Source organism: Nesterenkonia sp. F, from assembly GCF_000220985.1.
Taxonomy (GTDB): Bacteria; Actinomycetota; Actinomycetes; order Actinomycetales; family Micrococcaceae; genus Nesterenkonia.
The window spans coordinates 1-11,042 of record NZ_AFRW01000037.1 but is presented as its reverse complement, the minus strand read 5'-3'; the positions used below and the strand labels follow the sequence as shown (position 1 = coordinate 11,042).

Genomic DNA, 11,042 nt, shown 5'->3' with positions numbered 1-11,042 from the left:
CCTCGAGCCGGCCGCGGAGGAGCCGGCTCGAGAAGTCCGCGCCGCAGCCGGAGAAGGCTCCCGACGAAGCCGGCCGAGACCTCCGCGTCGGCGTCGCCGAGCGGATCCGGCGCTGAAGGCTACGTGACGCCGCTGGTCCGCCGCCTGGCCCGCAAGGAGGAGATCGACCTCTCCGAGGTCACCGGCACCGGCGTCGGCGGCCGCATCCGCAAGCAGGACGTCCTGGACGCGGTCGAGGCCCGCAAGGCGCAGACGGCCGCCGCGCCGGCAGCTTCGGCTCCCGCCCCCGCCGCGGCCCCGGAGGTCGCAGTGGACACCACCAAGCGCGGCACCACTGAGAAGGCGCCTCGCATCCGCCAGGTGATCGCCCAGCGGATGAACGAGTCCCTGGACGTCTCCGCACAGCTGACCCAGGTCCACGAGGTCGACATGACCCGCATCGTGAACCTGCGGAAGAAGGCCAAGGCATCCTTCCAGCAGCAGAACGGCGTCAACCTGACCTACCTGCCGTTCATCGCCGCTGCGGTCACCGAGGCGCTCAAGCAGCACCCCAAGCTCAACGCGGAGTACGACGAGGACAGTCAGCAGATCACCTACCACGATCGGGAGCACCTGGGGCTGGCCGTCGACACGGACAAGGGTCTGCTGGTGCCGGTCATCTCCGACGCCGGCGGACTGAACCTCGCCGGCCTGGCGCAGAAGATCTCCGACGTCGCCGAGCGGACCCGCAGCAACAAGATCGGCCCGGAGGAGCTCGCCGGCGGCACGTTCACCATCACCAACTTCGGTTCGGTGGGTGCGCTGTTCGACACGCCGATCATCAACCAGCCGCAGGTCGCGATCCTCGGCACCGGCGGCATTGTGAAGCGCCCGATGGTCGTCGAGGACGCCGACGGCAACGAGACCATCGGCATCCGCCACATGATGTACCTGTCGCTGACCTACGACCACCGACTGGTCGACGGCGCCGACGCCGGCCGCTTCGTCCAGACGCTGAAGTCCCGTCTCGAGGAGGGCGCCTTCGAGGCTCAGCTGGGTCTCTGAGGACTCGACGGCCCGGTTCGTCCGCGGCCGTCCCCATGGGCCAGGGCCTCGCTCCGGAGATGCTCCGGAGATGCTCCGGAGATGCTCCGGAGATGCTCCGGAGATGCTCCGGAGCGAGGCCCTGACCCATCTCCGGACCTCATGCGGTGCAGACCCTCTCCGCCCGCGCGAGACGTCGCCCCGCCGTTCGGCCGACGATCCCCGCCGGATCAGGCGGCCCCGCCTCCGGGGGTCGCCGCGGAGCGGGCGGCGTCGGGCAGTTCCCGGACCTCGTGCAGCTTCCACACCCCGTCCCGGCGGACCAGGGTCAGCCGCACCTGCTGGGAGAGCGGCTCGGGATCGTGGGGGCCGAGCCCCTCCTCGTCGACCCCGTCGCTCTGATCCGCCGGCACGAAGGCATCCGCCCGGACCTCGACCTCCACGGCCCGGCGCGTCTGCTCGCCGTCCTGGGCGGCGACCTCCTCGACGTCGCCGAGAGCCTCGATGCTCATCGGCTCCCCGGCGTAGACCAGATCCCGGTCGACCATGGTCGCGAGCAGCCGGCGCTCGGCCCTCGCGGCCGGTGACTCCGGCCAGGCATACGCCTCGACGGTCTCGCCCGGTCCTCCCGGTTCTCCCGCCGAGCCCGCGCCCCGGAGCGCAGAGGTGCGCAGCGCGGCCACGCCCTCCAGAGCCGCGACGACGTCGTCGTCGCGCAGCTGCCGCCGAGCCCGGTCCTGCGCCCCCTCCGCCTCCTGCGCCCCCTCCGCCTCCTGCGTGGCCTCGGCCGCCTCCTCGGAGACCTCTTCAGCCTCCGGCGACGTCGACGCGTCCTCTCCGGGATCGGTCGCTCCGCCGTCGGTCGTCTCCCCCGCCGTCGTTCCTGCCGGCGCGCCGGTGTTCGGCGGCGACGCCGCCCGCCAGGCGATGCCTCCGACGATCAGCGCCGCCGCCGCGGCGACCGCGACTCCAGCGCCGATCACGCGCCGGGAGCGCAGGCCGGAGACCGGTGCCGGATCATTTCCCGCCGCGTCGACGCGTCCTCGTGAGGCCCGGCCCTCCTCGTCGGGGACCTGCGGCACCAGCTGCTCGTCGACCACCACCGGCTGCGGCGCCGCGGCACGATGCAGCTCGGCGGCGAAGTCGGCGGCAGAGGGACGATCCTCGGGGGCCTCGGCCAGCGACGACTCGACGAGGCGGGCCACCGACCCGGGAGTCTGCGGTGCGGCGGCGGTGAGCGGCCCGCGGTCCTCGCTGACCGGAGGCTCCCCGGTCAGCGCGGTCCAGGCCGCGGCGCCCAGAGCATGGACGTCGGCTGCCGGCGACTGACCGGCGGTGAGCGCCTCGGCTCGGGCGGACGGTTCGGCGGCGACGACGATCGCGCGCCGTTCCGGTGCCAGCGTCTCGGTCATCCCCGCACTGGAGGGCAGGTGTCCGAGCAGCTGCGCGTCGCCGAGCTCCCCGAGCATGGGGCGGCCGTCGGCGGCGATCAGGATCGTCGCCGGGGTGATGTCGCCGTGCGCCACTCCTCGACGGTGCAGATGCGCGACGACCTGGGCCACGGGAGTCAGCACGGTGGAGACCTCGCCGACCGTCATCGTCCCCTGCACGGCCAGGACGCGGGAGAGCGGCACGGCCTGCTCCGCATCGGTCAGCAGTCCGGTGCCATGGCTGGTCTCGACATGCCCCCAGGTGCGGATCAGGTGCTGCGTCACCGCCCTCGGGGTCTCCTCGGTCGTCTCGCCGGCAGCCGGCCCCGCCTCGAGCTCCAGAACGTCGGCACCCTCCTCCTCGGCGGGACGCGGACCGGCCACCGCCGTGTCCAGCGCCCGGAGTTCCTCGTCCAGACGCGGCGAAGCGGACGCCGGGACGCCGGTCGCGGGGTTCACGCTCGTCGTGCCGGCGGCCAGCCGCAGCACCAGCCGTCGGGGCGGCCGGCCGCGCGCCGTCCACACCGGCCCGTGCCCTGATGCCGTTCCCGGCCGCGGGCTGCTGACGCCTGCTCCTCCGATCCCTCCCGCGGCGGACCGGTCACGGGGCGGGACCTCGCGACGGACCAGCCAGCTGGCCCCGCGCGGGCCGGCGTCCAGCAGAGACTCGACCACCAGTCCCGGGGCCCGCGGCGGATCGGAACGGCGGGCGGCCGCCGGCGCCGCCGCGTCCACCGGCGGCGCGCCTTCCCGACCCCGGTCCTGAGGGCGACCCGGTTCCACCGCGTCCGAGGTGTTGCTGCTCATGACGACCAGCCTGCCGCATCACGCTCCGCTCTGCAGGCCGTCTCCACAGGGCGGGTCCCCCATCGTCGTCGCGAGCGGGCTAGGCTGGGAGTCATGGAACTCGCCTTCCGACGCCTCGGACTCTCTCCCGATCTCGTGGACTACGGCGAGGCGCTGGACATCCAGCGCCGCCTGCACGCCGATGTGCTCGCCGGACACAGCCCGTCGACGGTGCTGCTGCTCGAGCACGCCGACGTCTACACTGCAGGGCGCCGCACCGCCGACGGCGATCGCCCCCGGGACGGCACGCCCGTGGTCGACGTCGACCGCGGCGGCGAGATCACCTGGCACGGCCGTGGACAGCTGGTCGGCTATCCGATCATCCAGCTGGCCGAGCGCGCGATGGTCAAGCAGTACGTCGCAGCTCTGGAGTCGATGCTCGTCCGCGTCCTCGACGAGCAGTTCGGCATCCCCGCGACCACGGTCGAGGGGCGCTCCGGCGTCTGGCTCACCGACGGTCCGCGCGACCGGAAGGTCGCCGCGATCGGGCTGCGGGTGCACAAGGGCGTCACGCTGCACGGCTTCGCCCTGAACTGCTCGAACGCCCTCGCGCCGTTCGAGAACATCGTCCCCTGCGGCATCAGCGATGCCGACACGACCACCATCGGCGCCGAGCTGGGTCGCACGGTGACCCCGGCCGACGTGATCGACCCGGTGGCCGAGGCGCTGGCCGAGGAGCTTCCCCAGTTCCTCCCGACCGACGCCGCCCCTCCCCGTCCGACAGAAGGAGCCCTGCAGTGACAGTCGCCCCCGAAGGCCGGCGCATGCTGCGCGTCGAGGCCCGCAATGCCGAGGTCCCCGTCGAGCGCAAGCCCGAGTGGATGCGCACCAAGGTGAAGATGGGCCCGGAGTTCGCCGCGATGAAGAAGCGCGTGGGCGAGAAGGGTCTGCACACCGTCTGCGAGGAGGCGGGCTGTCCCAACATCTTCGAGTGCTGGGAGGACCGCGAGGCGACCTTCCTGATCGGCGGCTCGGCCTGCACGCGGCGCTGCGACTTCTGCGAGATCGACACCGGCCGGCCGCAGGAGCTCGACACCGCCGAACCTCTGCAGGTCGCCGAGTCGGTGCGCGAGATGAACCTGCGCTATGCCACGGTCACCGGCGTCGCGCGCGACGACCTCGCCGACGAGGGCGTCTGGCTGTACGCCGAGACCATCCGGAAGATCCATGAGCTCAATCCCGGCACCGGCGTCGAGATCCTCATCCCGGACTTCTCCGGCAAGGAGGAGAACATCGCCGGGATCTGCGCCGCGAAGCCCGAGGTCTTCGCCCACAACGTGGAGACCGTGCCGCGCATCTTCCGGCGGATCCGCCCGGCGTTCCGCTACGAGCGCTCGCTGGACGTGCTCACCCAGGGCCGCGACCACGGCATGATCACCAAGTCCAACCTGATCCTCGGCATGGGCGAGACCCGCGAGGAGGTCTCCGAGGCGCTCCAGGATCTGCACGACGCCGGCTGCGACCTGCTGACCATCACCCAGTACCTGCGCCCCACCCCTCGGCACCTGCCCGTCGACCGCTGGGTGAAGCCCCAGGAGTTCCTGGACATCTCGCAGGAGGCGGAGGAGATCGGCTTCCTCGGGGTGATGTCCGGGCCGCTGGTGCGCTCCTCCTACCGGGCCGGCTCGCTGTGGGCGAAGGCCATGCAGAAGAAGGGCTGGGAGATCCCGCCGGAGCTGGCGCACATCGAGCCCTCCGGGACCACCAAGCAGGAGGCCGCCACGCTGGTCGCCGCCGGTCACTGACGCCCTCGTGCCGCGCCCGGGCGCCCTGCGGCCGACGACGGCGCCGGGCGGTCCGGTCGGCGCCGGGCCGGAGGCGGAGACCGCGGCAGTTCTCCGCTAGACTGGAGGGACTATGGCACCAGCTGACTCCCCCGAATCCCAGGTCTCCTCGCGCGCCGACGCCAAGGCCGAGCTCAAGAAGCTCCGGGCCCGGCAGAAGGCGGAGCAGAAGGAGAAGAAGGCCCGGAAGAAGTCCACGTCGTCGCAGAAGGAGGGCCTCTTCTCCCGTCTGAAGCAGGTCTTCTCGATGACGCGCGCCCACGACCCGAACATCGGGTGGTGGATGGCGCTGGCCTTCCTGGTCGCCTTCGGCGTCGTCGCCCTGGTGGTGGGCCTGCTGCTGAACACCCTCACCGGCGTCCTCGTCGGCCTGCCGGTCGGCGTACTCGCGGCGATGTTCGTGATGAACCGGCGCGCCGAACGGGCGGCCTTCGCCCGCATCGAGGGACGTCCCGGGGCGGCTGCGGCCGTGCTCGGCACCCTGCGCCGCGGCTGGGTGGTCACCGAGGAGCCGGTGGCGATGGACCAGAAGACCCAGGCGGCGGTGTTCCGCGCCGTGGGACGCCCCGGGCTGGTGCTCGTCACCGACGGCAGCACCCAGGCGGTGCGCAGGCTCGTGCAGAAGACCCGCAAGCGTTTCACCCCGATCCTCCGCGACACCGGGGTCCCCATCCATGTGATCGAGACCGGCGACGGCGACGGCCAGGTGCCGCTGCCGAAGCTGACCAAGGAGATGAAGAAGCTCGACAAGGCGCTGACCAAGCACGAGGTCAGCGCCCTGGAGAAGCGCCTGGCCGCTCTGCCGATCAGTCGGCCCCCGGTGCCGCACGGCGTCGACCCGTATCGCGTCCGGCCCGACCGCAAGGCCATGCGCGGCTGAACCTGCCGGGCACTGCGGCATCCGGCCCGGGAGGGCGCGCTCGATCGGCGCGGGCTCCCGGGCCGAGCTGCATCCGGCGGCCGCGGCACGACCGGCCCGCCGGCCGCCGCCCCGTGCTCCGGATCCATGCTAGGATGGTCTGCTGTCTGGCAGGCGCCGGATGTCCCCGCAGCGGATCGCCCCGGCGAACCGCTCATCGATCTCGCACCGCCCTCCTCCGATCCGTCGGGAGGATGTGTGCCGGTCCGGCGCCGCAGGTCGGCGAGCATTCGGCAGCTCGCGCTCTCCGGCAGGGATCCCGGAGGCCAGGAGGCCGTCCGTCACGGCGTCGTGCAGTCCGCTCCTGAAGAGGAGAACCTGGGCTGCCGCGTCGTGTGCCGCGGGCGGCGGATCAACACGATGCCGACGAACAGAAAGGCAACACAGACCATGCCCACCTCTCCCCTGCGCAGCCGCCGCACGGTGAAGGCGTCGCGCGCGCTCGGCGTCGCGCTGACTCCGAAGGCCCAGAAGTACCTGGACCGCCGTCCGTACGGCCCCGGCCAGCACGGCCGCACCCGTCGTCGCGCCGACTCCGACTACGCCGTCCGCCTGCGCGAGAAGCAGCGCCTCCGCGCCCAGTACGGCATCCGCGAGGTGCAGATGCTGCGGTACTACGAGGAGGCCAACCGGCGCGAGGGTCGGACCGGCGAGGTGCTCATCCAGCTGCTCGAGACTCGTCTCGACGCTCTGGTGCTGCGCTCCGGATTCGCCCGCACCATCGCCCAGGCCCGCCAGTTCGTGGTGCACCGTCACATCACCGTCAACGGCAAGCGCGTGGACCGTCCGTCCTTCCGCGTGAAGCCGGGCCAGACCATCCAGGTCCACGAGCGGTCCGAGAAGTTCGAGCCGTTCCAGGTCGCCGCCTCCGGCGCGCACCAGGACGTCCTGCCGGCCGTCCCGGGCTACCTGACGGTCGAGATCGACAAGCTGCAGGCCACCCTCTCCCGCCTCCCCGAGCGGTCGGAGGTCCCGGTGACCTGCGAAGAGCAGCTGGTCGTCGAGTACTACGCCCGCTGATCCCCCGTCGACCGGGGCCACCCGGTCCCGGATCGACCGGACGCCGGCCGAGACCCGTCGCGCACCGCCGTCGAGCGGTCCGCGGCGGGCTCTCGCCGTTCCGCGTCCAGGTCCAGGCGCCCGCGGCCGTCCGTGCCGCCGCCCCGACCCGCCCTCCGCCCTTCCGGGCATCGAGCCGCCCGGCCCGGGAGGCGGGCGCGGTGGTGCACGGGTAGACTTGGCCGGGCGCCGTGGGCGCGATGACCGCTTCGTCAGCAGGAGGACTCCAGGAACCCATGAAGACCGAGGACATCACCCGGACGTGGTACGACTACTTCGCCGCGCAGGGCCATGAGCGCGTCCCCTCGGCGTCGCTGATCTCGCCGGACCCGTCGGTGCTGTTCACCATCGCCGGCATGGTGCCCTTCATCCCCTACTTCCTGGGCACCGAGAAGCCGCCCTATGATCGCGCGGTCTCGGTGCAGAAGTGCATCCGCACCGCCGACATCGAGGAGGTCGGCAAGACCGCCCGGCACGGGACCTTCTTCCAGATGTGCGGGAACTTCTCCTTCGGCGACTACTTCAAGGAGACCGCCATCCCGATGGCCTGGGAGCTGCTGACCACCCCGCAGGAGGGCGACCCGGAGACCGGGCTGCGCGGCTTCGGCCTGGATCCCGAGCGCCTGTGGGTCACCGTCTACCTCGACGACGACGAGGCCCACGACATCTGGCGCGACGTCGTCGGCGTGCCCGAGGAGCGCATCCAGCGCTTCGGCGCCGAGGACAACTACTGGAACACCGGCCAGCCCGGCCCCGGCGGGCCCTGCTCGGAGATCTACTACGACCGCGGTCCGGCCTACGGCGCCGACGGCGGACCCGCCGCCGACGAGACCCGGTTCATCGAGATCTGGAACCTCGTCTTCATGGAGTACCGGCTCTCGGCGGTGCGCACCAAGGACGACTTCGACGTCGAGGGTCCGCTGCAGCACAAGAACATCGACACCGGCCTGGGCCTGGAGCGGCTGGCCATGGTGCTGCAGGGCGTGGAGAACATGTACGAGACCGACCAGGTCCGGCCGGTGCTCGACCGTGCGGCGGAGCTGGCCGGGGTCACCTACACCTCGACCGAGGACCCGGCGGACGAGAACCACTCCACCGATGTGCGGCTGCGCATGATCGCCGACCACGTGCGCAGCGCGCTGATGCTCATCAGCGACGGCGTGCGACCGTCGAACGAGGGCGGCGGCTTCGTCCTGCGCCGGCTCATCCGTCGGGTGATCCTGGGGATGCGGCTGCTCGGCGTCGAGGAGCCGGTCTTCGGCGAGCTCGTCCGCGTCTCCCGCGAGGCCATGCAGGGCGTCTACCCGGAGGTCGCGACCATCTTCGAGACCATCCGCACGGTCGCCGAGAAGGAGGAGCAGTCCTTCCTGCGCACCATCTCCGCCGGCACCGCGAAGCTCGAGTCGGCGGTCTCGACGGCGAAGTCCTCCGGCACCTCGCTCTCCGGGGCCGACGCCTTCGCCCTCCACGACACCTACGGATTCCCCATCGACCTCACCCTGGAGATGGCCGCCGAGGCCGGAGTCAGCGTCGACGAAGGACAGTTCCGCGAGCTGATGGCCGAGCAGCGCGAACGCGCCCGCGCCGACGCCAAGGGCAAGAAGTCCGGCCACGCCGACACCGCGCTCTACCAGCAGCTGCTGGCCGGCCGGCCCACACATTTCACCGGCTACACCGAACACACCACCGAATCCCGCGTCCGCGGCCTGCTGCTCGGCGGGGCCTCGGTGGACCGCGCCTCGGCGGGCCAGGACGTCGAGATCGTCCTCGACGCCACTCCGTTCTACGCCGAGGCCGGCGGCCAGGCCCCGGACTCCGGCCGGATCACCGGCGACGGCTTCGAGCTGCGGGTCACCGACGTCCAGTCCCCCATCGGCGGGCTGTCGGTCCACCGCGGCCGGGTCCTCTCCGGCGAGGTGCACGTCGGCGCCGAGGCACTGGGCTCCATCGACGTCCGCCGCCGCCAGGACGCCCAGAAGGCCCACTCCGCCACACACCTGATCCATGCGGCGCTGCACGACGTGCTGGGCCCCGAGGCCGTCCAGGCCGGCTCCTTCAACAAGGAGGGCTACCTGCGCTTCGACTTCACCGCCGACGAGGCGATGAGCGACGGCGCCCGCCAGGAGCTCGAGGAGATCACCAACCTCGCCATCCGCGACGACCACGAGGTCAACACCGAGGTGATGTCGCTGGACGAGGCCAAGGAACGCGGTGCGATGATGCTCTTCGGCGAGAAGTACGGCGACCAGGTCCGCGTGGTGGAGATGAACGGCCCGTGGTCCCGCGAGCTCTGCGGCGGCACCCATGTCTCCTCCACCGCGCAGATCGGCACGCTGGCGCTGCTCAACGAGGCCTCGGTCGGCTCGGGCAATCGTCGCGTAGAGGCGCTGGTCGGCATGGACGCCTTCCAGCACTTCGCCGCCGAGCGCACGCTGGTCAACCAGCTGACCGACATGCTCAAGGTCCCCTCCGACCAGGTCCCCGACCGCATCGCGGCGACCCTGCAGAAGCTCAAGGACACCGAGCGGGAGCTGGAGCGGCTGCGCGCCGAGCAGCTGCGCGCCCAGGCGGGACAGCTGGTCGAACGGGCCGTTGACGCCGACGGCATCGACGTCCTCGCCCACGACGCGGGCTCGGTCTCCTCCGCCGACGACCTGCGCCAGCTGGCCATGGACCTGCGCCAGCGCTTCGGCTCCCGGCCGGCGGTCATCGCCCTGGCCGGCCGGTCGAACGACCGCCCGCTCATCGTCGTCGCCACCACTGCCGAGGCCCGCGAGTCCGGCGTCGCCGCCGGCGCGCTGGTCAAAGAGGCCTGCGGCGTGCTCGGCGGCGGAGGCGGCGGCAAGCCGGACCTCGCCCAGGGCGGCGGCCAGGACGTCTCGACGATCCCCGAGGCGCTCGACGGCGTCGTGCGCTCGGTGCGGGCGCGGAGCTGACGGTGGCCGAGGAGTCGGGCGACGACGCGGCGGCCGGAGAGCCCGGGCGTGCCGGCGTGCGACTGGCCGTCGACGTCGGCGAGGCTCGCGTCGGGGTGGCCGCCTCGGACCCGGACGCGCTGGTCGCCACGCCGGTGATGACGCTGCGCCGGGATCCCCGCCGCGGCTCAGACCTGCGCATGCTCACCCGCATCGCCGCCGACCGCGACGCGGCGGCGGTGTATGTCGGGCTGCCGCTGTCGCTCTCCGGGGAGGAGACCGAGTCGACGCGCAAGGCCCGCGACTACGCCGCCGCGGCCGCCGGACGGTTCGCCGAGGCGGGACTGGGCACGACGGTGCATCTGGTCGACGAGCGGCTCTCCACCGTCTCGGCGGCTCAGAAGATGCGCGACTCCGGCGTGGCCTCGCGCGATCAGCGGGAGGCCATCGACCAGGCCGCGGCCGTGGAGATCCTCACCCAGGCGCTGGAGATCCGCGCGGCCCAGGGGGTCGAGCCGGGGCCCCCATCGGCGCCGACGGCGGCTGAGCGGCCTCCACGGCGCCGCGTGGGTCGCCGGGCGGATCACCGGCCCGACGACGCGACACGCCGTGTTCTCCACAGATGCGGCCCGGCCACTCCCCCGGACATGATCTGTCCGGCAGGCTGGAGTCATGTCAGTCACACCGTCGATCGCCGAGCACACTCCCCCATCCGCCCCGGCTTCTCGCCGCCGCGCGCTGGCCGACGACGTCGCCGGCCCGGCGGCCTTCGGGCTCGATCCCGGTCCGCCGCACGGCGCGCCGGCCGTCGACCCGGCCGCCGGAGAGATCCCCGGCGTGGCGCCGACGATCATCGGCACCCGGCTCACCGAGGGCACGCTGTATCGGCCGGGACGCCCCTTCACCGCCGCGGAGCTCCAGTCCCTCATCGCCGACGGGGCCCTGCATCGCGTCGTCGCCGACGTCCACGCGCCGATCGCTGTGCGCCCCTCGATGAGTCTGCGGTCCCGCGCGATGAACCTGCTGCTGGCCGATTCGCCGGGCGTGGACCCGATCGTCTGCGGCG

General features: G+C 72.5%; 7 protein-coding genes and 2 pseudogenes. 8 read left to right on the top strand and 1 reads right to left on the bottom strand.

Features of this window, described 5'->3' with window-relative positions; translation table 11 throughout:
- Nucleotides 1–1,044: 2-oxoglutarate dehydrogenase, E2 component, dihydrolipoamide succinyltransferase (sucB, locus tag GU5_RS13850; RefSeq protein ID WP_083830293.1), on the top strand; the 1,044-nt coding region annotated here is incomplete at its 5' end.
- Nucleotides 1,045–1,253: 209 nt separating this feature from the next.
- On the opposite strand, the gene GU5_RS0103530 is transcribed toward sucB, so the two are convergent.
- On the bottom strand, nt 1,254–3,260 hold the full coding sequence (locus tag GU5_RS0103530) for a hypothetical protein (protein ID WP_083830292.1): 2,007 nt from the start codon (nt 3,258–3,260) through the stop codon (nt 1,254–1,256).
- A gap of 84 nt (nt 3,261–3,344) precedes the next feature.
- Here GU5_RS0103530 and lipB point away from each other — a divergent pair, with 84 nt between their 5' ends.
- From lipB to GU5_RS17505, 7 genes and pseudogenes are all read left to right on the top strand, one after another.
- Entirely contained in the window at nt 3,345–4,040 is a 696-nt protein-coding gene (gene lipB / locus GU5_RS0103525; protein ID WP_255348834.1) for a lipoyl(octanoyl) transferase LipB, read from the top strand.
- Entirely contained in the window at nt 4,037–5,044 is a 1,008-nt protein-coding gene (gene lipA / locus GU5_RS0103520) for a lipoyl synthase (RefSeq protein WP_010524202.1), read from the top strand. Before lipB ends, lipA begins: the two co-directional genes overlap by 4 nt.
- A gap of 112 nt (nt 5,045–5,156) precedes the next feature.
- Nucleotides 5,157–5,963: a DUF4191 domain-containing protein gene (locus tag GU5_RS0103515; protein WP_010524201.1), complete on the top strand. Its 807-nt coding sequence runs from the start codon at nt 5,157–5,159 to the stop codon at nt 5,961–5,963.
- A gap of 429 nt (nt 5,964–6,392) precedes the next feature.
- Nucleotides 6,393–7,022 (top strand): 30S ribosomal protein S4, encoded by a 630-nt coding sequence (gene rpsD, locus GU5_RS0103510; RefSeq protein ID WP_010524200.1) that lies wholly within the window; start codon nt 6,393–6,395, stop codon nt 7,020–7,022.
- A gap of 275 nt (nt 7,023–7,297) precedes the next feature.
- Nucleotides 7,298–9,997, top strand: coding sequence for an alanine--tRNA ligase (alaS, locus tag GU5_RS0103505; protein ID WP_010524199.1), 2,700 nt, complete (start codon nt 7,298–7,300; stop codon nt 9,995–9,997).
- Between the two features lie 2 nt (nt 9,998–9,999).
- Nucleotides 10,000–10,407 (top strand): annotated as a pseudogene (ruvX, locus tag GU5_RS17510) (Holliday junction resolvase RuvX); the annotation flags it as partial.
- Nucleotides 10,408–10,648: 241 nt separating this feature from the next.
- Nucleotides 10,649–11,042: pseudogene (locus tag GU5_RS17505) on the top strand (hypothetical protein); the annotation flags it as partial.

Excerpts from the sequence above, each read along its gene's own strand:
- GU5_RS0103530 (WP_083830292.1), bottom strand. The coding sequence starts at position 3,260 with ATGAGCAGCAACACCTCGGACGCGGTGGAACCGGGTCGCCCTCAGGAC.
- GU5_RS0103515 (WP_010524201.1), top strand. The coding sequence starts at position 5,157 with ATGGCACCAGCTGACTCCCCCGAATCCCAGGTCTCCTCGCGCGCCGAC.
- rpsD (WP_010524200.1), top strand. The coding sequence starts at position 6,393 with ATGCCCACCTCTCCCCTGCGCAGCCGCCGCACGGTGAAGGCGTCGCGC.
- alaS (WP_010524199.1), top strand. The coding sequence starts at position 7,298 with ATGAAGACCGAGGACATCACCCGGACGTGGTACGACTACTTCGCCGCG.